The sequence below is a fragment of the Microbispora corallina genome, from assembly GCF_016863035.1.
GTDB classification, from domain to species: domain Bacteria; phylum Actinomycetota; class Actinomycetes; order Streptosporangiales; family Streptosporangiaceae; genus Microbispora; species Microbispora corallina.
Genome location: NZ_BOOC01000030.1, coordinates 1 through 18,968, shown reverse-complemented (window position 1 = coordinate 18,968; position 18,968 = coordinate 1). Strand labels below are relative to the sequence as shown.

Below are 18,968 nucleotides of genomic sequence, written 5' to 3'. Positions count from 1 at the left end.
GGGCCCGTGACGATCAGCGGACGTGCCGGTGGACGTCCTCCGCCTCCGACGGGCCGGGCCGCTGCGCCGCGATCCAGGGACCGTCGAGTGAGGGGTCGAGCACGCCGTCCTCCAGGAAGGCGTACCGCCCCTCCAGCACCCGTCGGGTCAGCCGCACGTCCGCGCTGTCGGTGTTGTCCCACAGGCGGTCGAACAGCGCCTCGGCCCGCACGCGCGCCTGGCGGCAGAACGCGTCCGCCAGCTCGTACGGCGGGCGGCCGAGCTCGGCCCCGTCCTCCTGGGCCCGCACGCACACCGCCGTGATCGCGAACAGCTCCGCGCCGATGTCGACGATCCGGGCGAGGAAGCCCTGCTTGTGCTCCAGCCGCCCCTGCCAGCGCGACATCCCGTAGAACGTGGACCTGGCGAGTTTGCGGCTGGTCCGCTCGACGTACCGCAGGTGCTGGGCGAGCGGGCCGAACTCGGCGTACGAGCTCGGCAGCTGTCCCGGCCCGGCCAGCAGGCTCGGCAGCCACCGGGCGTAGAAGCCGCCGGCCCGCGTGGCGGCGCGGCCCTTCGCCCTGATCCCGGCCTTGGGATCGATGAGCTCGCCCGCGACCGACAGGTGGGCGTCCACGGCCTCCCGGGCGATCAGCAGGTGCATGATCTCCGTGGATCCCTCGAAGATGCGGTTGATCCGCAGGTCGCGGAGCATCTGCTCGGCCGGAACGCCGCGCTCGCCCCGCGCATGCAGCGACTCCGCGGTCTCGTAGCCGCGCCCGCCCCGGATCTGGACCAGCTCGTCGGCCGCCTGCCACGCCATCTCCGACCCGTACAGCTTGGCCAGGGCCGCCTCGATCCGGATGTCGTTGCGCTCGTCGTCCGCGAGACGGCTGCACAGGTCGACCACGGCCTCCACCGCGTACGCCGTCGCGGCGATGAACGCGATCTTGCCGGCCACCGCCTCGTGCTCGCCGATCGGGCGGCCCCACTGGACGCGGGCCGTGCCCCACTCGCGGGCGATCCCGGCGGCCCACTTCGCCGCGCCCGCGCAGGTGGCGGGCAGCGACAGGCGGCCGGTGTTCAGCGTGGTCAGGGCGATCTTCAGGCCCTGGCCCTCGCGGCCGATGAGGTTGTCGGCGGGGACGCGGACCTGGTGGAAGCGGGTCACCCCGTTCTCGATGCCGCGCAGGCCCATGAACGCGTTGCGCCGCTCGACCGTGATGCCGGGTGAGTCGGCCTCGACGACGAACGCCGAGATCTTGGCGCCGGTCCTGGCCATGACGACGAGCAGGTCGGCCACCACGCCGTTCGTGGTCCAGAGCTTCACGCCGTCGATGACGTACGCGTCGCCGTCCCGTACGGCGGTCGTGCCGAGCCGCGCCGGGTCGGAGCCCACGTCCGGCTCGGTCAGCAGGAACGCCGAGATCTCCCCGGCGGCGCACCGGGGCAGGAACCGCTGCTTCTGCTCCGGCGTGCCGAACAGCCGCAGCGGCTGGGGGACGCCGATCGACTGGTGGGCCGACAGCAGCGCGCTCAGCGCGGGGGAGTACGACGCCACCATCTGGAGCGCCTTGCTGTAGTAGAGGTGGCTCAGCCCGAGGCCGCCGTACTCCTCCTCGATCGTCATGCCGAAGGCGCCGATGGCCCCCAGACCCTTGACCACCTCGTCCGGGATGCGCGCGGTGCGCTCGATGAGGGCGGGGTCGACCTTGTCCTGCAGGAACCGGCGGAGGGCCCGGAGGAAGTCGTCGCCCTTCTTGACGGCCTCCTCGGTGAGACGGGGGGCGGGATGGACCAGATCGAGCCGGAAGTCGCCCAGGAATAGCTGCCTGCCGAAGCTCGGGCGCGTCCACTCCGTCTCGCGGGCCTGCTCGGCGACCTCTCGGGCCCTGGCGTAATCGGTCATCGGCGACCTCCTCAGGGTGCCTGCTCACGAAGCCATGCCCGATACCTACCCGCCAGTAGCCTCCTGCATCGCGGGAAGTTCGATGCTTACGACCGTGCCGCCCCCCGGGGAGGAGATGATGTGGCAGCGTCCGCCGTGCGCCTCGGCGATGGCCTTGACGATCGACAGGCCGAGACCGGCGCCGTCCGACAGCCGCTCCTCGCCCCGCTGGAACCGGTCGAACGCCCGGGACGCCTGCTCGGGCGGCATCCCCGGCCCCTTGTCGGCCACCTCCAGCGCCACCGCGTCGTCCGTCCTGAACACCCGCACCGTCGCCGGGGTGCCCTCGGGCGTGTGGGCGCGGACGTTGCCCAGCAGGTTGACCAGCACCTGCCTGATCCGGGCATCGTCGACGACCGCGACCACCGGGTGCGGGGCGTCGACCGCGATCGGGTGCCCGGAGTCGAGGGCCGTGGAATCCGCGGCCACCTCCCGCGCGATCTCCGACAGATCGGTCTCCGAGCGTTCCAGCACGGCCCCGCGGTCGAGGCGGGCGAGCTCCAGCATCTCGCCGACCAGGCGGCCCATCCGCCCCGCCTCGCCCTCGATCCTGGCCATGATCTTCGGCAGGTCCTCCGGGGGGATCGCCCCGGCCCGGTACAGCTCGGCGTACCCGCTGATGGTGGACAGCGGCGTGCGCAGCTCGTGCGAGGCGTCGGCGGCGAACCGGCGGACCCGCTCCTCCGACGCCCCCCGGTCGCGGAACGCCTCGCCGATGCGGTCGAGCATCAGGTTGATCGCCCCGCCCAGCCTGCCGATCTCCGTCGAGCCCTCGGGCATCCGCTCCGACAGGTCGCCGCCCTCGGCCACCCGGTGCGCGGTCACCGCCATCTTCTCGAGGGGCCCGAGGCCGCTCGCGATCAGCAGCCGCCCGCCCACCGCGAGGAACAGGATGAGGAACCCGCCCGTGACCAGCTCGCTGAGCACCAGATGCCGGACCGGGTCGTCGACCGCGTCCATCGGCACGGCCACGATCACCAGGCGGTAGCCGCTGCGGGCCAGGGCCGCCGCAGCGATCAGCTCGTATCGTCCCGTCGGGTCGAGGCTGAACGTGTTGCTCTGCGTCGAGTAGGCCAGCAGGCGCTGCTTGCCGAGGGCCTCGACCAGCCGCGGGACCTCCGACGCCTCCGACGCGTCCCCGCTGACCAGCCGGGCCCGTTCAAGCGTGATGTTGTACGACGCGACGGCGTAGGTGGAGCCCGTCAGGGCCTGCGAGACCGGCTCCTCGTCCACGAACCGCCGGGCCGCCGTGGCCGTCGCGGCGAGGACCTGCCCCTCCAGCCGGGTCAGCAGGTGCCCGCGCAGGACGACCACGCTGACGAACGAGAGCACCACCAGCAGGACGGCGCTCACCCCCAGCAGGCCGGCGAGCAGGCGCGTCCGCAGGGACATCACGGGCTCTGCGGCGGGCGCAGCGAATAGCCGATCCCGCGCTGCGTGTGGATCAGCGCGGGCCCGAGCGGGTCGAGCTTGCGCCGCAGATAGGAGATGTACGTCTCGAGGACCTGCGACGACCCGCCATAGCCCCAGACCTCCTCCAGCAACTGGCGCTTGGTCAGCACGAGCCCGGCGTGCTGCATGAGGAAGGCCAGCAGGCGGAACTCGGTCGGCGACAGCTCCACCGGGACACCGCCCCGGCGCACCTCCCACCGGCCCTCGTCGAGCTCGAGGTCGGCCACGCGCAGCAGGTTCCCGCTGGCGCGCTCGGCCTCGGCGGGCACGGTCGTGCGCCGCAGCACCGCGCGGATGCGGGCCACGAGGGCCTCCACCGAGAACGGCTTGGTGACGTAGTCGTCGCCGCCGAGGGTCAGACCCTTGACCGTGTCGGCGACCGTGTCGCGGGCCGTCAGGAAGATCACCGGAGCGCCGACGCCGTCGGCCCTGATCCGGCGGCACACCTCGAACCCGTCGACGTCGGGCAGCATGACGTCGAGGACAACCAGGTCGGGCCGGGACGTGCTCACCTCGTCCAGCGCCCCCTTGCCGGTCCCCACCGCCGTGACGCGGAAACCGTGGAAGCGCAGGGCCACGTCGATGACGTCCCGGATGTTCGGATCGTCTTCCACGACGAGGATCCTCGTCTCGCTCATGCCGCCCCCTCGCCCGCCGGCTCCGGGTCGCGTTCGAGCCCGGTGATTCGCTCGCTTCGCTCGCTCATGCCACCCCCTCGCCCGCCGACTGGGGGCCGCGTTCGCGAATCGCGCCGTGCCTGGTGATTCGCCTTCTTCGCTGCACTCATGGAGCACCCATTGTGCAGGTGCGGGGCCTCCGTCGCACCTGGAGGCCCCGCACCCGCGATCCCCTCAGTTCCCCTGAGCGGTCGGAGTCCGGACGACGACGGCCGTGGCGGCCGGGTATCCGGAAGGAGAGGAGGCCGGGGTGCCCACGACCGTCGCGGTGTCGCCGACGGCGACGGCGGACAGGGCCGAGCGGCCGCCGTCCCGGCGTACGCGGGTAGAGGCGCCGGTGGACCAGGTCCAGGACAGGCCGTCCGCGCTCCTGACGGTGACGGTGGCGGCCGTCCTCGCGGTCACGGCGCCGCGCTGCCAGGTTCGCACCACGAAGGCGCCGCCCTTCGCGCGGAACGTGGCCTGGCCGTGGATTCCGGCCGTGCGCCGGTGCGCGCGGAGGGCGGACGTGGCGCCGGCGGCCTGACCGGGCCGGGTGTACGACGCGGCCGGTGCCGCTGCCGCACCGGTCTGGCCGCCGACGAGTGCGGCGCCACCGCTGAGGAGGCCGGCGGCGGCCGCAGCCGCGGCGCCCATGGCCAGCTTCCTCATTCAGCACTCCTCTTGCCGGGTGACCGTTTCAGACAAGCGGTCCCCGCTTGGCCTAGAGGAGGAGATTCATGGGAAAACCCTGAGAGTCGTCAGCCCGGGACGCGGGCCACGCAGAAGACCGTCTGCCCGAACGGCGGCCGGATGAAGCGCTCGATGAGCCGCGTGGTGGGCACCACGGTGCGGTCGTAGATCTTCACGAGCCTGGGGTCGGGGTAGCCGACGCCGCCCCGCCGCACTGCGGCCCACCAGGCGATGCCGCCGAGGAAGTTGATGGGCTTCAGCACGTCGATCCCCAGCCCGGCCTCGGTCACCGTCTTGCGCAGTGTGGCGGGGGTGTAGCGGGTGACGTGGCCGACCTTGCGGTCGAAGTCCCCGTAGAGCTGCATGTAGCCCGGCACCCAGATCACGATCCGGCCGCCCGGGGCCGTCACCTTCGCCAGCGACCGCAGCGCCTCGGCGTCCTCCTCGATGTGCTCCAGGACGTTCATCATGACGACGGTGTCCACCGGCTCGGCCAGCGGGATCTCGGTCGGCAGCCCGAACTGGAGCACCGACACGTCGGAGCGGTCCGCGAAGCGCTTCTCCAGCTGCTCGACGCAGTACGGGTCGAAGTCGCTGACCACCAGGCGGTCGAGGCGGGGGAGGAACTGCTCGGCGAAGTGTCCGAGCCCCGATCCGATCTCCAGCAGGGAGCGCCCTACGTGCGGCGCGACCATGTCGAACTCGTACTGCCGGTAGTTTTTGGCCTCGTCGCCGCCGAGGTGGTTCTCGAGAGCCTCGTCTCCGGCCGCCGGCTGAACTACACGGTCATATCCAGACATAGGATCCTCGTTTACGCGGGCTGACGGTCTTGGAGAGTCTAGTGCCCGCCCGTTCGGGCGGTGTGCGTTCTTCTGGACGGCATGCCCGCTCGATCGTAGGCTTCACCTCCCATCCCGACCGGATTCATCCCCCCTATGGACGACGACGAGGCCGTTGCACGTTCCCTGGCCGGTGACCTGGACGCCTACGAGGTGCTGGTCACCCGGTACAGCGCGGCCGCCCACCGTACGGCGAGCCTGCTGGGCGCGGGGGATGAGGCCGACGACGTGGTGCAGGAGGCGTTCGTTAAGGCGTTCCGCCACCTCGCGAGCTTCCGGCGGGAGGCGGCCTTCAAGCCCTGGCTCCTGCGGATCGTGGCCAACGAGACCCACAACGTCACCCGCTCGCGCGGCCGTCGCACGGACCTCGGCCTGCGTCTGGAGGCGCGGGGCGAGCCCGGCGGACCGGAGGACCCGCAGGACGCCGCCGTCGCCGCGGACGGCCGCGGCCGTCTGCTGGACGCGGTGCGGCGGCTGCCCGAGCGGGAACGAGAGGTCCTGGTCTGCCGGTACTTCCTTCAGCTGTCCGAGGCCGAGACGGCCGAGGTCCTCAGGGTGCGGCTCGGCACGGTGAAGTCCCGGGCCTTCCGCGGCCTGAAGCGCCTGCGAGAGGAGGTGGGCCGTGAGCTCCTCGCCTGATCGCCCGGACGACCGCCCGGACGAGCGCCTGGCGGACCTGGAGGCCGACCTCCTCGCGCTCGGCGAGAGCCTCGCCGTTCCCGCCCCGCCTCCCTCCGGCGTCGCCCGGGCCGTCCGCGCCCGCCTGGAACGCGAGGCGTCGCCGGACGGGCGTGGGCGCGAGGCGGTCCCGGGGAGCGGGCCCGGCGCGGACCCCGGGCGCGCGGACCGGAACCGTTGGGGCATCCTGCGACGCCTCCGGCCGTCGCCGCGCCGGGTCGCCGCCGGGGTCGCCGTCGTCCTCGCCGTGCTGCTCGGGGCCACCCCGCAGGGCCGGGCCGCGGTCGCGTCGGTGCTGCGGTTCGCCGGGGTCGAGATCCACGTGGGCGAGCCCGGGCCGCTGCCCACCGGCGTCCCCCGGCCGCTGCCGGGGGAGCGGCGGGTGACGCTCGACGAGGCGCGGGCCTCGGTCCGCTTCCCGGTGGCCGTGCCGACGGCGCTGCCCGAGCCCGCCGACGTCCGCGTGGCCGACGGCGGACGCGTCGTGACCCTGCTCTGGCCCGGGATCCGGCTCGACGAGTACGACGGCACGCTGGGCGTGGTGTTCCGCAAGGAGCTGGGCGAGCCGTGGCCGGAGGAACAGCCGCAGATCCGGGGCTGGTGGATCCAGCGACCCCACGGCGTCTCGTACGTGCCGTCGAATGGGGTCCCGCGTGAGGAACGGGTGGCCGGGCCCACGCTCATCTGGCAGCGCCACGCGGTCGGCCTGCGCCTGGAGGGCCCGGACCGCGCCCGCGCCCTCCGCATCGCCGCGTCGGTCCGCTGACCGTACGGCCGGGGCCGAGTCAGGCGGGGGCGGCGAGCCAGGCGTCGATCTCCGACAGCACCTCTTTCTTCACCGACTCGGGCGCCGCCGAGGACCGGATCGACTGGCGGGCCAGCTCGGCCAGCTCGGCGTCGTCGAAGCCGTACACCTCGCGGGCGAGCTCGTACTGCGGCAGCAGCCGGGCGCCGAACAGCAGCGGGTCGTCGGCGCCGAGCGCGATCGGCACGCCCGCCTCGAACAGCCGGCGCAGCGGCACGTCCTCGGGCCGCTCGGCGACGCCGAGGCCGACGTTGGACAGCGGGCACACCTCGCACGTGATCTGCCGGTCGGCGAGGCGCTCCATCAGCCGCGGCGACTCGGCGGCGCGCACGCCGTGGCCCACGCGGTCGGCGTCGAGGTCGTCGACGCACTCGGCGACGCTTCCCGCGCCCAGCAGCTCGCCGCCGTGCGGCACGGCCAGCAGGCCGGCACGCTTGGCGATACGGAAGGCGTGGTCGAAGTCGCGGGCCCGGGCGCGCCGCTCGTCGTTGGACAGGCCGAACCCCACGACGCCCCTGTCGCTGTACTGCGCGGCCAGGCGGGCGAGCGTCCTGGCGTCGAGGGGATGCCGGGTGCGGTTGGCGGCCACGATCACGGCGATGCCGACGCCCGTGGCGCCGGAGGCCCGCCCGGCCGCGTCCAGCACCAGCTCGAGCGTCTCCGTCAGGCCGCCGAACCGCTGCGCGTACCCCGAGGGGTCGACCTGGATCTCCAGCCACCGGGAGCCCTCGCGCGCCTCGTCCTGCGCGGCCTCCAGCAGCAGGCGGCCGACGTCCTCGGGCCGCCGGAGCACGGACCTGGCGATGTCGTACAGCCGCTGGAACCTGAACCACCCGCGCTCGTCGGTTGCGCGCAGCTTGGGCGGCCAGTCCTGCTCCAGCGCGTCCGGCAGGTGCACCCCCTGCTCGCGGGCGAGCTCGATCAGCGTGCCGTGCCGCATCGAGCCGGTGAAGTGCAGGTGCAGATGGGCCTTGGGGAGTTTGTCGAGTGGACGCGGCATCTCCACATCCTCCCGCATCCCGCTCTCAACCTCCCGCCCGCCTCGCACGTTGGGGACGGGCGAAAGGGGAGTCCATGACCGAGGAAGACGAGGCGGCCTTCGACGAGTTCCTGGCCGCGCGCAGCACCGCCCTGCTCCGCACGGCGATCCTGGTCTGCGGGGCGTCCACGCCCGACGCCGAGGACATGGTCCAGAGCGCGCTGGAGAAGGTCTACCGCCACTGGCCGCGCATCCGGCACGACAACCCGGAGGCGTACGCCCGGCGCGTCGTCGTCAACGGCGCGATCAGCCGGGCCCGCAGGAGGAAGGTCCTCCAGGAGATCACCTTCGCCCACCCGCCGGACACGCCGGTCGAGTCCCCGGACGTCGGCCTGCGGCAGGCCCTTCTCGACGAGCTCAGGAGGCTGCCCGCCCGCATGCGGGCGGTGCTCGTCCTGCGCTACTGGGAGGACATGTCCGAGGCCGAGACGGCGGCCATGCTCGGCTGCTCGGTCGGGACCGTGAAGAGTCAGGCGGCGCGGGGCCTGGCCCGCGTCCGCGCACGAATGGGACACATGGAAGGGGCGTCGGCATGAACGTGGAAGAGGCGCTGAGGGACGCGATGGGCGCGCAGGTCGCCGGCGTGCACGCGTCGCCGTCGATCGGGCAGGCGGTACGGCGGCGCAGGCGCCGCCACCAGGTCCGCTTCCGCACGGCGGGGGCGGCGGCGGTGACGGTCGCGGTGGCGGGAGCAGCACCGGCCTACCTGACCCTGCAGGACGCGACGGGACACCGGGGGTCTCCGGCTCCGGTGGGGGCGGCCGCGCCCTCGGCGGGACCGTCGGCCGCCGTCTCGGGTGACGACGTGGCCGTGCCCCAGATCGTGGTCCCGAACATCGTCGGCGTCGCCGTCGAGCGGGCCAGGGCGATGCTGGAGGACGCAGGGCTCGCCGTGGCCTTCCGCAAGACCGTCACGCCCGGCGTGACGCCGGGCACGATCGTCTCCCAGGACCCGGCCGCCGGCGCGCCGGCCGCGCCCGGCTCGCAGGTCGCGGCCGTCATCGCGACCACCGACCGCCCCTCGGCGACGCCGACCCCGGACCCGTCCGGGAGCCGTGACGAGATGCCGCAGGACCTCGGCGACCTGGGCGACGGGCGGGCCTTCGGCGGCGTCCACGTCGGATACCTCCCGAAGGGCCTCGTGTGGGGCGAGTGGTCCGGCAAGGACGGCTTCGGCACGCACAGCTACGCCACGAGCTGGGTGGAGCGCGGCCTGGAGAAGACCGGGCTGTACAGCGTCGAGATGGTCGTCTACCGCGGCGCGGCCGCCGGCGACCTGGCCAGCCGCGTCAAGGCCGCCCGCGGCACCGGCACGCCCGTGGATCTGGGCGGCACGACGGCCTACCTCGTGTCGGAGGCCGAGGGGAACACCACCCGCGCCGTCCTCTGGACCCTCCGGCCCGGCCTGGGGGTCGAAGTGATGATCAGCCCCGACTACCGCGCGAAGCTGGGAGAGGACGCCGCCGACGCCGAGCTCCGCGAGATCGCCGCCCACGTCACCCCCGCCGGCTGACCAACTGCGGAATCCTCGCACTCACCCCTGGGTCATCTTCGCACTCGGCCCTGGGTCATCTTGGTAGTGTGTAGGTCATGGCCCCCGACGCGTACATCCCTCGTCTCGTGGACCCGCTGATCGAGGAGATGTTCCGGACCCTTCCAGCGATCATGCTGGTGGGGCCGCGTGCCACGGGCAAGACCACGACGGCCGCACGTCACGTGGAGACCGTCGTCCGGCTCGACCGCGAGCAGGAGAACGCCCCCTTCCTGGCCGATCCAGACGCCGCCCTGCGGCGGCTGCGGGAGCCGGCGCTGCTCGACGAGTGGCAGGTCGTCCCGGAGGTGCTCGGGGCGGTCAAGCGGGCGGTGGACGCCGGCCACCGCCCCGGGCGTTTCATCCTCACCGGCTCGGTCTGGTCCGACTTCGGTGGGCGTACGTGGCCGGGGACCGGACGCGTCGTGCGGCTGGACATGACCGGTCTCGCCGTCAAGGAGATCGAGCGGACCACCGGCAGGCCGTCGTTCGTCGATCTCCTCGCGGAGGGCCGTACGGAGGAGCTCGCGACGCCGGCCCGGCCTCCGGATCTCGTCGACTACGTGACGATGGCGTTCAGGAGCGGATACCCGGAGGCACACCGGATGCCGGACCCCGTCCGGACCCGATGGCTGGAGAGCTACGTCGAGCAGACCCTCACCCGGGACATCGAGACACTGGACGGACGCCGCGACCCGGCCCGGCTCAGGGCCTACCTTGAGGCGCTGGCGCTCAACACGGCCGGCGTGGTGACGGACAGGACGCTCTATGAGTCGGCAGCCGTGAACGCCCGCACGGCGGAGGCGTACGAACGGCTGCTGCGGGATCTCCTGCTGGTCGACAAGATCCCGGCCTGGTTCAGCAACCGGCTCAAGCGACTGGTTCGCGGAGCGAAGCGGTACGTCGTCGAGCCCGCGCTGGTCCCGGCCCTGCTGCGGACCGGCCCCGAGGCGGTCCTGCGTGACCCGGACCTGCTCGGACGGCTGGTCGACACGTTCGTGGCCCAGCAGCTCAGAGCGGAGACGCCCGTGTCCGCGTCCCGCCCCCGGATGTACCACCTGCGCCAGGACCAGGGACGGCACGAGGTGGACATCGTCCTGGAGCTGGGCATGGGCCGGGTGGTGGGCATCGAGGTGAAGGCGAAGGCCGCGCCACGAGCGGACGACGCGAAGCACCTCAAATGGCTCAGGGACGAGCTGGGCGACCGGTTCGTCGCCGGGGTGGTCCTGCACACCGGGCCGGCCGTCTACGACCTGGGTGAGCGGATCGTGGCCGCGCCCATCTGCGCGATCTGGAGCTGAGGCCGGACACGGCGACGGCCCGGGCGGAGTGCGTCGCCCGGGCCGTCGGAAGAACGCTCAGTGGGCCTCGCCGAGGAGCTTGGCCACCCGGCTGACGCCCTCGGCCAGGTCGTCGTCGCCCAGGGCGTACGAGAGGCGGAAGTAGCCCGGGGTGCCGAAGGCCTCGCCGGGCACCAGCGCGACCTCGGCCTCCTCCAGGATGAGCTCGGCCAGCTCGGCGGACGTCTGCGGGCGCCGGCCGCGCAGCTCCTTGCCGAGGAGGGCCTTGACCGAGGGGTAGGCGTAAAAGGCGCCCAGCGGCTCGGGGCAGAGGACGCCCGGGATGTCGTTGAGCATCCGGACCATCGTCTGCCGCCGCCGGTCGAACGCCTCGCGCATGCGCGCCACGGCCGACAGGTCGCCGGCGACGGCGGCGAGGGCCGCGGCCTGGGAGACGTTCGCGACGTTCGAGGTCGCGTGCGACTGCAGGTTCGTGGCGGCCTTGACCACGTCGGACGGGCCGATCAGCCAGCCCACCCGCCAGCCGGTCATGGCGTACGTCTTCGCGACGCCGTTCAGCACGACCACGCGCTCACGGAGCTCGGGCACGGCGGTCGCGATGCTGGAGAACCGGGCGCCGCCGTACACGAGGTGCTCGTAGATCTCGTCGGTGACGACCCACAGGCCCTTGTCGAGGGCCCAGCGGCCGATCTCCTCGACCTGCTCGGGCGTGTACACGGCCCCGGTCGGGTTGGACGGGGAGACGAACAGCAGCACCTTGGTGCGGTCGGTCAGCTTCTCCTCGAGCTGGTCGACCGTGGCCAGGTAGCCGGTCGTCTCGTCGGTGACCACGTCGACCTGCACGCCGCCCGCGAGCTTGATCGCCTCCGGGTACGTCGTCCAGTACGGCGCCACGACCAGCACCTCGTCACCCGGGTCGAGCAGCGTGGCGAACGCCTCGTAGACCGCCTGCTTGCCGCCGTTGGTGACGAGCACCTGCGACGCCTCGACCTCGAACCCGCTGTCGCGGCGCGTCTTGTCCGCGATGGCCTGCTTGAGCTCGGGCAGGCCGCCCGCCGGCGTGTACTTGTGGAACTTGGGGTTCCTGCACGCCTCGACAGCCGCCTCGACGATGTAGTCGGGCGTGGGGAAGTCGGGCTCGCCGGCGCCGAAGCCGATGACCGGGCGACCGGCGGCCTTCATCGCCTTGGCCTTGGCGTCCACGGCGAGCGTCGCGGACTCGGAGATCGCGGAGATACGCGCGGAGATGCGAGGTCGGGTCATGCCCCCATCGTTCCAGACGCGCCGTGCGGTTTCCTCGGCATATCCAGGATCCGGACAGGTCCGCACGGTACTTTTGAGCAGCACACGGCGGTACCGGGCCGGCGTCCCTTCACCGTGCCGGCCGCGTGGTTCGACGAAGCGGTGATTCCCACGTACACTTCACCGACTAGTGGGCCACGCGAGCGATGTACGGATGCTTAAGGACGTTTCTCGGGTATCGTGGTGCACGGCTTAGGGCACTAGCGCAATTGGTAGCGCACCGGTCTCCAAAACCGGCGGTTGGGGGTTCGAGTCCCTCGTGCCCTGCGGAGTGCGGTCCGCGCAACAATGGCGTGAAAGCGCGCCGCGCGATGCGACGGACACGACGGATCAGGTGAGGATTGTGGCGATCGACACCCGCGGCGAGACCGCTGGAAAGCCAGGCAAGCCAACCGGTGAGAAGAAGGTCAGGCGCACCTCGCCCGCACTGTTCTACCGGCAGGTCGTCGCCGAGCTGCGCAAGGTCATCTGGCCCCGGCGAACCGACCTGGTCACGTACACCACGGTCGTCCTGGTCTTCGTTGTGATCATGGTCGGGGTCGTGGCCGGACTAGACTTCCTTCTGACGAAGGGCGTGCTCTGGGCCTTCGGCGGATCCTGATCCGTCCGAGACGTCGCAGCGCGTCAAAGTCATCGATCGAAGAAGGAAGAGTCCCGTGTCCGAGTCCCCGATGCCGGCTGACGGCTCCCGTGACGAGTGGGAGACCGAGCCGGACGAGGCCGTAGCAGAGGTCGGCGACACCGAGACCGGCGACGTCGAGTCCGCCGGCTCGGACGATGCCGGCGACGACGCCGCCTCGGCCGAGGCGGAGGTCGACGAGGACGGCGACATCGTCCCGGACGTCGACCCGATCGAAGAGTTCAAGCGTCAGCTCCGCGGCCAGTTCGGCGAGTGGTACGTCATCCACTCCTACGCCGGTTACGAGAACCGCGTGAAGCAGAACATCGAGAGCCGCATCGGCTCCCTCAACATGGAGGACTTCATCTTCCAGGTCGAGGTGCCGACGCACACGATCACCGAGTTCAAGGGCGGCAAGAAGACTCCGATCAAGGAGCGCGTCCTGCCCGGTTACGTGCTGGTGCGGATGGACCTGTCCGACGAGTCCTGGGCCGCCGTCCGCAACACTCCGGGCGTGACGGGCTTCGTGGGCCTGTCGAACAAGCCCAGCCCGCTCAACCTCGACGAGGTCGCCAAGCTCCTCGCCCCGGAGCCGACCGAGGAGGCCAAGAAGGCGACCGCCAAGACCGCCGCCGCGACCGTCGACTTCGAGGTCGGCGAGTCCGTCACGGTCATGGACGGCCCCTTCGCCACGCTTCCCGCCACCGTCAGCGAGATCAGCGCCGAGTCGCAGAAGCTCAAGGTGCTCGTGTCGATCTTCGGCCGGGAGACCCCGGTGGAGCTGTCGTTCAACCAGGTCTCGAAGATCTGACGCCTTCGCATAGACTCGATAGCCGTCCTCACCGCGTTTCCGGGAGTCGTCCTGCGGCGGCTCCCCACACGCGTGTGAGGGTTCTGTAGGAAAAAAGGACCCGGAGAAAAACAGATGCCTCCAAAGAAGAAGATCGCGGCGCTGGTCAAGGTCCAGCTTCCCGCTGGTCAGGCCACGCCCGCGCCGCCGGTCGGTACCGCCCTCGGTCCGCACGGCGTCAACATCATGGACTTCGTCAAGCAGTACAACGCGGCGACGGAGTCCCAGCGGGGCAACATCATCCCCGTCGAGATCACCATCTTCGAGGACCGCAGCTTCACCTTCGTCACGAAGACGCCGCCGGCGCCCGAGCTGATCAAGAAGGCCGCCGGTCTGCAGAAGGGCAGCGCGAACCCGCACAAGGACAAGGTGGGCAAGCTCACCCGCGACCAGCTGCGGCAGATCGCCGAGACGAAGATGCAGGACCTCAACGCCAACGACATCGCCGCCGCCGAGAAGATCATCGCCGGCACCGCCCGCTCCATGGGCATCACCATCGCCGACTAGCCTTCGGCGCCGCGGACGCGGCGACGTCGGCAGCCGGCAGCGGCGTGGCAGACAAGCAGAGTGGGAGGGCCTGCGCGGGCCCGGAACCACGAACTCCATGAAGGAGACCCATCGTGAAGCGCAGCAAGAACTGGAAGAACGCGGCGGCCCAGGTCGACCGCGCGAGCCTCTACAGCCCGCTGGACGGCGTCCGGCTGGCCAAGCAGACCGCGACCACCAAGTTCGACGCCACCGTCGAGGTCGCCCTGCGCCTGGGCGTCGACCCGCGCAAGGCGGACCAGATGGTCCGCGGCACCGTCAACCTCCCGCACGGCACCGGCAAGACCGCCCGGGTCCTGGTCTTCGCGACCGGTGACCGTGCCGAGGAGGCCCGCGCCGCGGGCGCCGACATCGTGGGCTCGGACGAGCTGATCGACGAGGTGGCCAAGGGCCGTCTCGACTTCGACGCGGTCGTCGCCACGCCGGACCTGATGGGCAAGGTCGGCCGCCTGGGCCGGGTGCTCGGCCCGCGCGGTCTCATGCCGAACCCGAAGACCGGCACCGTCACCCCGGACGTGACCAAGGCGGTCACGGACATCAAGGGCGGCAAGATCGAGTTCCGGGTCGACCGGCACGCGAACCTGCACTTCATCATCGGCAAGTCGTCCTTCGAGGAGCGCCAGCTCCTGGAGAACTACGCCGCCGCGCTCGACGAGGTGCTGCGTCTCAAGCCGTCGGCCGCCAAGGGCCGTTACCTCAAGAAGGTCACCTTCACCACGTCCATGGGCCCGGGCATCCCGGTCGACCCGAACGTGACGCGGGCGATGACCGCCGAGATCGACGCCTGAGCCCTCTCCGGCACAGCAGCGAAGGCCTCCGTCCCTCGGGACGGAGGCCTTCCGCGTTTCCGCGCGTCCTGCGGCAGTTGTGCAGGGTTTGTGGATGATCCATGAGGGTTTGCGGGCGATCGCCGCGCGGCGCGAGTTAGGCGCATAGGGTCAAGGGCAGGTAAATCGGGGAGACGAAAGGGATGGAAACATGCGCCGACTACTGGTGGCCGCCGGAGCGGTGGCCGCGATCACGGTCGCGGGATGCGGGACGACCGCGACTCCGTCTCTGGAGAACGCCAAGCTCTCGGCGGCCGAAGTCCTGCAGCAGACCGCGCAGAAGGCCGACGATGTCACCTCGTACTCCGCCGACCTCGTCGTGAACGTCAGCGACAAGCAGGGGGGCACGGGCGGCGTCCAGGGCACGATGCTCTACAAGAAGACCCCGCAGATCGCGTCCGACATCACGCTCAACCAGGTGGCGTTCGGCGGGCAGAACCTGCCGGGCGGCGTCCGGGTGATCCTCCAGGGCGACGTCGCGTACGTGAAGCTCGACATGCTCAAGACCCTCGTGGGCGCCACCAAGCCGTGGATCAGGCTCGACCTCAAGCAGCTCGGCTCGAACGCCGGCGTGAACGTCGACCAGTACCTCGCCCAGGCCCAGCAGATCGACCTGAAGACCAGCGTGGCGCTGCTCACCGCGTCCAAGGACGTCAAGTCGGTCGGCACCGAGAGCGTGGGCGGCGTGGACACCACGCACTACTCGGGCACGTTCCCGGTGGATCAGGCCGTGAAGCAGTTGCCTGCGGACGCCCAGGCGCGGATGCGGGGCCAGCTCGCCGACGCCAAGGACGTCAAGTTCGACGCCTGGATCGACGGCCAGGGCCTGCCGCGCAAGATCGAGCTGAACGGCGGCAAGGCCGATCAGGGCACGTTCAAGGCGACCGCCCTGTTCAAGTCGTTCAACGAGCCGGTCACGATCGACGCGCCCCCGGCCGACCAGGTCGGTGAGCTGCCGCAGAACTTCCGGCCGGGCAACTGATTTGGCGTCCTAGGGATTGACACGTATTCTGTCTCCTGCCGAAGACCGCCGGTCGTCGCCGGGCAAACCCCGGTGACCGAAGGATCCACGGAAGTGGACGACCCGCGCAGGTATGGAGACGCTTGGGACGTGTCACGTCCATCCAAGCCCCGTGCGCCTGCGCCGGGGCTTGTTCGTTTTCCCGGGCCTTCGCCGGCGGCACATCTGGAAGGAGGCCCATGGCGAAGGCAGACAAGGCCGGTGCGATCGCCGAGCTCGCGAACGAGTTCGAAGGCTCCAGCGCCGCCGTTCTGACCGAATACCGCGGTCTCACCGTCGCCCAGCTCAAGCAGCTGCGCGTCTCGCTCGGTGGGAATGCGAAGTTCGCCGTGGCGAAGAACACGCTGACCAAGATCGCGGCGAACAACGCCGGGATCACCGCCCTGGACGACCTGCTCCAGGGCCCGACCGCCATCGCGTTCGTCAAGGGCGACGTCGTGGAGGCGGCCAAGGGTCTGCGTGACTTCGCCAAGGCCAACCCCCTCCTGGTGATCAAGGGCGGCGTCGTCGACGGCAAGTCGATGACCCCCTCGGAGATCACCCAGCTTGCTGACCTCGAGTCCCGTGAGGTGCTCCTCGCGAAGCTGGCCGGTGCGCTGAAGGCCAAGCAGTCCCAGGCTGCCGCCACCTTCGCCGCGCTGCCCACGCAGATGGCTCGACTGGCCGAAGCTCTGCGCGCCAAGCGCGAAGAGGCCGGCGAGTAGGTCCGCGCAGCGGGCGGGGGAGCGCGCACCGCGGTCCCTTTTCATTTTTGCTAGATCCACTGGAGGAACACCAACATGGCGAAGCTCAGCACCGACGAGCTGCTCGAGACCTTCAAGGAGATGACCCTCCTTGAGCTGTCCGACTTCGTGAAGGTCTTCGAGGAGACCTTCGACGTCAAGGCCGCCGCCCCCGTGGCCGTGGCCGCCGCCCCGGCCGGCGCCGGCGGTGCCGCCGCCGCCGAGGAGGCCGAGGAGCAGGACGAGTTCGACGTCATCCTCGAGGCCGCCGGCGACAAGAAGATCCAGGTCATCAAGGAGATCCGCGCCCTGACGAGCCTGGGCCTCAAGGAGGCCAAGGACCTCGTGGACGGCGCTCCCAAGCCCGTCTTCGACGGCAAGGTCAACAAGGAGCAGGCCGAGAAGGCGAAGGCCGCCCTGGAGGGCGCCGGCGCCACCGTCACGGTCAAGTAAGACCGTTCCGGGTCGAGCCGACCACGCTTCACCGGAAGGGGCGGGTCCATCCAGGTGCCGGATGACCCGCCCCTTTCGCATGCCCGGGGTCCGTACGGGCTCCAGACCCTATGGGCACACCCGCGGCCGCTGATCTATGTTGCGGGTTAGGATCCGGCGTCCGGCGACGTGATCAGGGGGTGGGCGACCATGCGGCGCGCGCTGACCCTCGGCCTGGTCCTCCTCGTCGCCGCGCTGGCGGCCCTGGTCGTGCGGCTGGGGCAGGACAGGAGCGCCGCCCAGGCGCTCGCCGACGACCGCGAGGCGGCCGTCCGGGCGGCGGCGTCCCACGCCGTGGCCCTCCTGTCGGTCGACCACCGGACGATCGACGACGACATCAAGCGGGTCCTGGCGACGTCCACCGGGCCCGAGCGGGAGCGGTTCGCGGCCGGCCAGACCGACCTCAGGGACGCCACGACCAAGAACAAGGTCGTGCAGACCGGCGTCCTGCGGGCCACCGCGCTCGCCTCGTTCGGCGCCGACCGCCGTACGGCGGAGGTGCTGGTGGTGGCCGACGCCGTGATCCACTGGGAGGACGGCAGGAAGGCCGCCCCCGAGGAGCGGTTCTTCCGGTGGCGGATGGACCTGGTCAAGACGTCCGGCTCGTGGCTCGTGGCCGGGTCGGAGCTCGTCCAGTGACCCCGGAGGAGGGGCGGCGGCCCCCGGGGCGGCTCAGACGTCTCCTGGTGGCCCTAATGGCCCTGGCGGCCGTCGGCCTGGGTCTCGCGGCCCTGTCGGCCTACCGCGACCTTCGGAGCCTCCAGGACGCCGAGAAGGCCGGAGGAAGCGCCCTGGCGGCAGCGCGGGCGTACGCGCCCGAGATGCTGTCGTACGACTACCGGACGATCGACAGGGACCTCGCGCGGGCGGGCGCACACGCGACGGGCGCGCTCGCCGAGCAGTACCGCCGCCTGCCGGCCGCGATCGGCCCGGACGCCCGGCTGCGTCACAAGGTGCAACAGGCCGTGGTGGCCGCGGCGGGCGTCGAGTCGCAGTCGCCGGGCGAGGTCCGGGTGCTCGTGTTCGTCAACCTGGTCACCAGCAGGACCGATCCAGGGGCGTCCCGGCCGACCCAGCAGGTGGTCCAGAGCAGGGCGAGACTCGTGCTGGTCACGCAGGGCGACGGCTGGAGGGTGTCCGCCCTGTCGACCCTCCTGGGGGACACGCCCGCCCGCTGAGGGGCGTGACTAAATTGTTAGCAAAGACTGCGTTTGGGATGGGCCGCCCGGTGGGATGACAAGGGCACGGCGGCGTCGACCGACGGTCAGCGTTGGACCCTCCGTGTGACAGAGCGTTACCTGGACCGGCTCCCGGGTAGGGACTGGATCCGTCGGCGGTAGGCAGTCACACGGGCGGGAAAAACCCAGCGTGGTGCCTGTCAGTTAGGCGAAATGTCGGCTCTCGGGCTTGACGTTTCGGCGCGGACGGGTGATGCTGCCACCAACGTGGAGCGCAGAGCGAGAGCGGAGTGGACAGGTGTATGCCTATCGGCTACACTGCCCCTTTGCGCTGCCCTTTGACGACCGCTTCTCTGAGTAATGCTTAGTCCTGGTCGTCTGGCGTGCGTGTAGTCAGTCCGCGAGCCCTCGGAAGGACATCTGTTGGCAGCCTCGCGCAACGCCTCCGCCGTACCCGCCGGTCCCCGTACCGTGTCGTTTTCACGTATCG

General features: G+C 71.2%; 21 protein-coding genes and 1 tRNA gene. 15 read left to right on the top strand and 7 right to left on the bottom strand.

The window, feature by feature from the left end; translation table 11 throughout:
* Positions 1–13: 13 nt before the first annotated feature.
* From Mco01_RS26170 to Mco01_RS26150, 5 genes are all read right to left on the bottom strand, one after another.
* Positions 14–1,888, bottom strand: a complete 1,875-nt coding sequence (locus tag Mco01_RS26170; RefSeq protein WP_204059523.1) for an acyl-CoA dehydrogenase family protein — start codon at positions 1,886–1,888, stop codon at positions 14–16.
* A gap of 45 nt (positions 1,889–1,933) precedes the next feature.
* Positions 1,934–3,319: a sensor histidine kinase gene (locus Mco01_RS26165; protein WP_204059522.1), complete on the bottom strand. Its 1,386-nt coding sequence runs from the start codon at positions 3,317–3,319 to the stop codon at positions 1,934–1,936.
* Complete coding sequence (locus Mco01_RS26160; protein WP_036328575.1) at positions 3,319–4,017, bottom strand: response regulator transcription factor; 699 nt, start codon at positions 4,015–4,017, stop codon at positions 3,319–3,321. The genes Mco01_RS26165 and Mco01_RS26160 overlap by 1 nt, the downstream gene beginning before the upstream one ends.
* A 213-nt stretch (positions 4,018–4,230) precedes the next feature.
* Positions 4,231–4,707, bottom strand: a complete 477-nt coding sequence (locus tag Mco01_RS26155) for a hypothetical protein (protein WP_204059521.1) — start codon at positions 4,705–4,707, stop codon at positions 4,231–4,233.
* 89 nt (positions 4,708–4,796) lie between these two features.
* Positions 4,797–5,528: a class I SAM-dependent methyltransferase gene (locus Mco01_RS26150; RefSeq protein WP_204059520.1), complete on the bottom strand. Its 732-nt coding sequence runs from the start codon at positions 5,526–5,528 to the stop codon at positions 4,797–4,799.
* Positions 5,529–5,663: 135 nt separating this feature from the next.
* Between Mco01_RS26150 and Mco01_RS26145 the strand changes: the two genes are divergently transcribed.
* Both Mco01_RS26145 and Mco01_RS26140 read left to right on the top strand, forming a co-directional pair.
* On the top strand, positions 5,664–6,206 hold the full coding sequence (locus Mco01_RS26145; protein WP_204059519.1) for an RNA polymerase sigma factor: 543 nt from the start codon (positions 5,664–5,666) through the stop codon (positions 6,204–6,206).
* Positions 6,190–7,011 (top strand): hypothetical protein, encoded by an 822-nt coding sequence (locus Mco01_RS26140; RefSeq protein ID WP_204059518.1) that lies wholly within the window; start codon positions 6,190–6,192, stop codon positions 7,009–7,011. The genes Mco01_RS26145 and Mco01_RS26140 overlap by 17 nt, the downstream gene beginning before the upstream one ends.
* Positions 7,012–7,030: 19 nt before the next feature.
* Here the strand turns inward: Mco01_RS26140 and Mco01_RS26135 are convergent, their stop codons facing one another.
* Positions 7,031–8,050: an adenosine deaminase gene (locus tag Mco01_RS26135; protein ID WP_036329442.1), complete on the bottom strand. Its 1,020-nt coding sequence runs from the start codon at positions 8,048–8,050 to the stop codon at positions 7,031–7,033.
* Between the two features lie 74 nt (positions 8,051–8,124).
* Here Mco01_RS26135 and Mco01_RS26130 point away from each other — a divergent pair, with 74 nt between their 5' ends.
* The 3 genes from Mco01_RS26130 (at position 8,125) to Mco01_RS26120 (ending at position 10,921) form a co-directional block, all read left to right on the top strand.
* Positions 8,125–8,625 carry a SigE family RNA polymerase sigma factor gene (locus tag Mco01_RS26130; protein ID WP_204059517.1) on the top strand — a complete coding sequence of 167 codons (501 nt, stop codon included), beginning with the start codon at positions 8,125–8,127 and terminating at the stop codon, positions 8,623–8,625.
* Positions 8,622–9,602, top strand: coding sequence for a PASTA domain-containing protein (locus Mco01_RS26125; RefSeq protein ID WP_204059516.1), 981 nt, complete (start codon positions 8,622–8,624; stop codon positions 9,600–9,602). The genes Mco01_RS26130 and Mco01_RS26125 overlap by 4 nt, the downstream gene beginning before the upstream one ends.
* 77 nt (positions 9,603–9,679) lie before the next feature.
* Positions 9,680–10,921 (top strand): ATP-binding protein, encoded by a 1,242-nt coding sequence (locus Mco01_RS26120; RefSeq protein WP_204059515.1) that lies wholly within the window; start codon positions 9,680–9,682, stop codon positions 10,919–10,921.
* 57 nt (positions 10,922–10,978) lie between these two features.
* Here the strand turns inward: Mco01_RS26120 and Mco01_RS26115 are convergent, their stop codons facing one another.
* Positions 10,979–12,184: a pyridoxal phosphate-dependent aminotransferase gene (locus Mco01_RS26115; protein ID WP_204059514.1), complete on the bottom strand. Its 1,206-nt coding sequence runs from the start codon at positions 12,182–12,184 to the stop codon at positions 10,979–10,981.
* Positions 12,185–12,417: 233 nt separating this feature from the next.
* Between Mco01_RS26115 and Mco01_RS26110 the strand changes: the two genes are divergently transcribed.
* The 10 genes from Mco01_RS26110 to Mco01_RS26065 all read left to right on the top strand — a co-directional run bounded on the left by Mco01_RS26110 (position 12,418) and on the right by Mco01_RS26065 (position 18,478).
* Positions 12,418–12,490 (top strand) — tRNA-Trp (locus Mco01_RS26110).
* A gap of 76 nt (positions 12,491–12,566) precedes the next feature.
* Positions 12,567–12,824: a preprotein translocase subunit SecE gene (secE, locus tag Mco01_RS26105; RefSeq protein ID WP_036328561.1), complete on the top strand. Its 258-nt coding sequence runs from the start codon at positions 12,567–12,569 to the stop codon at positions 12,822–12,824.
* A 55-nt stretch (positions 12,825–12,879) separates the two neighbouring features.
* The gene (nusG, locus tag Mco01_RS26100; RefSeq protein WP_036328559.1) at positions 12,880–13,653 is read left to right on the top strand and encodes a transcription termination/antitermination protein NusG; all 774 of its coding nucleotides are present in this window, start codon (positions 12,880–12,882) and stop codon (positions 13,651–13,653) included.
* Positions 13,654–13,767: 114 nt separating this feature from the next.
* Entirely contained in the window at positions 13,768–14,199 is a 432-nt protein-coding gene (gene rplK, locus Mco01_RS26095; RefSeq protein ID WP_204059513.1) for a 50S ribosomal protein L11, read from the top strand.
* Between the two features lie 113 nt (positions 14,200–14,312).
* Positions 14,313–15,026: a 50S ribosomal protein L1 gene (rplA, locus tag Mco01_RS26090; RefSeq protein WP_198167359.1), complete on the top strand. Its 714-nt coding sequence runs from the start codon at positions 14,313–14,315 to the stop codon at positions 15,024–15,026.
* Positions 15,027–15,216: 190 nt separating this feature from the next.
* Positions 15,217–16,047 (top strand): SCO4651 family lipoprotein, encoded by an 831-nt coding sequence (locus tag Mco01_RS26085; protein WP_204059512.1) that lies wholly within the window; start codon positions 15,217–15,219, stop codon positions 16,045–16,047.
* 218 nt (positions 16,048–16,265) lie between these two features.
* Positions 16,266–16,790 carry a 50S ribosomal protein L10 gene (gene rplJ, locus Mco01_RS26080; RefSeq protein WP_036328551.1) on the top strand — a complete coding sequence of 175 codons (525 nt, stop codon included), beginning with the start codon at positions 16,266–16,268 and terminating at the stop codon, positions 16,788–16,790.
* 75 nt (positions 16,791–16,865) lie between these two features.
* On the top strand, positions 16,866–17,261 hold the full coding sequence (rplL, locus tag Mco01_RS26075; RefSeq protein ID WP_036328549.1) for a 50S ribosomal protein L7/L12: 396 nt from the start codon (positions 16,866–16,868) through the stop codon (positions 17,259–17,261).
* A 189-nt stretch (positions 17,262–17,450) separates the two neighbouring features.
* A complete protein-coding gene (locus tag Mco01_RS26070) occupies positions 17,451–17,939 on the top strand; it encodes an Rv1363c family protein (protein ID WP_204059511.1) in 489 nt (162 codons plus the stop codon).
* Positions 17,936–18,478, top strand: a complete 543-nt coding sequence (locus tag Mco01_RS26065; protein WP_239103927.1) for a hypothetical protein — start codon at positions 17,936–17,938, stop codon at positions 18,476–18,478. Before Mco01_RS26070 ends, Mco01_RS26065 begins: the two co-directional genes overlap by 4 nt.
* The last annotated feature ends 490 nt before the right edge of the window (positions 18,479–18,968 follow it).

Coding starts and splice junctions, on each gene's coding strand:
- Mco01_RS26170 (WP_204059523.1), bottom strand. CDS start 1,888: ATGACCGATTACGCCAGGGCCCGAGAGGTCGCCGAGCAGGCCCGCGAG.
- Mco01_RS26165 (WP_204059522.1), bottom strand. CDS start 3,319: ATGTCCCTGCGGACGCGCCTGCTCGCCGGCCTGCTGGGGGTGAGCGCC.
- Mco01_RS26160 (WP_036328575.1), bottom strand. CDS start 4,017: ATGAGCGAGACGAGGATCCTCGTCGTGGAAGACGATCCGAACATCCGG.
- Mco01_RS26155 (WP_204059521.1), bottom strand. CDS start 4,707: ATGAGGAAGCTGGCCATGGGCGCCGCGGCTGCGGCCGCCGCCGGCCTC.
- Mco01_RS26150 (WP_204059520.1), bottom strand. CDS start 5,528: ATGTCTGGATATGACCGTGTAGTTCAGCCGGCGGCCGGAGACGAGGCT.
- Mco01_RS26145 (WP_204059519.1), top strand. CDS start 5,664: ATGGACGACGACGAGGCCGTTGCACGTTCCCTGGCCGGTGACCTGGAC.
- Mco01_RS26135 (WP_036329442.1), bottom strand. CDS start 8,050: ATGCCGCGTCCACTCGACAAACTCCCCAAGGCCCATCTGCACCTGCAC.
- Mco01_RS26130 (WP_204059517.1), top strand. CDS start 8,125: ATGACCGAGGAAGACGAGGCGGCCTTCGACGAGTTCCTGGCCGCGCGC.
- Mco01_RS26125 (WP_204059516.1), top strand. CDS start 8,622: ATGAACGTGGAAGAGGCGCTGAGGGACGCGATGGGCGCGCAGGTCGCC.
- Mco01_RS26120 (WP_204059515.1), top strand. CDS start 9,680: ATGGCCCCCGACGCGTACATCCCTCGTCTCGTGGACCCGCTGATCGAG.
- Mco01_RS26115 (WP_204059514.1), bottom strand. CDS start 12,184: ATGACCCGACCTCGCATCTCCGCGCGTATCTCCGCGATCTCCGAGTCC.
- rplK (WP_204059513.1), top strand. CDS start 13,768: ATGCCTCCAAAGAAGAAGATCGCGGCGCTGGTCAAGGTCCAGCTTCCC.
- Mco01_RS26085 (WP_204059512.1), top strand. CDS start 15,217: ATGCGCCGACTACTGGTGGCCGCCGGAGCGGTGGCCGCGATCACGGTC.
- rplJ (WP_036328551.1), top strand. CDS start 16,266: ATGGCGAAGGCAGACAAGGCCGGTGCGATCGCCGAGCTCGCGAACGAG.
- rplL (WP_036328549.1), top strand. CDS start 16,866: ATGGCGAAGCTCAGCACCGACGAGCTGCTCGAGACCTTCAAGGAGATG.
- Mco01_RS26070 (WP_204059511.1), top strand. CDS start 17,451: ATGCGGCGCGCGCTGACCCTCGGCCTGGTCCTCCTCGTCGCCGCGCTG.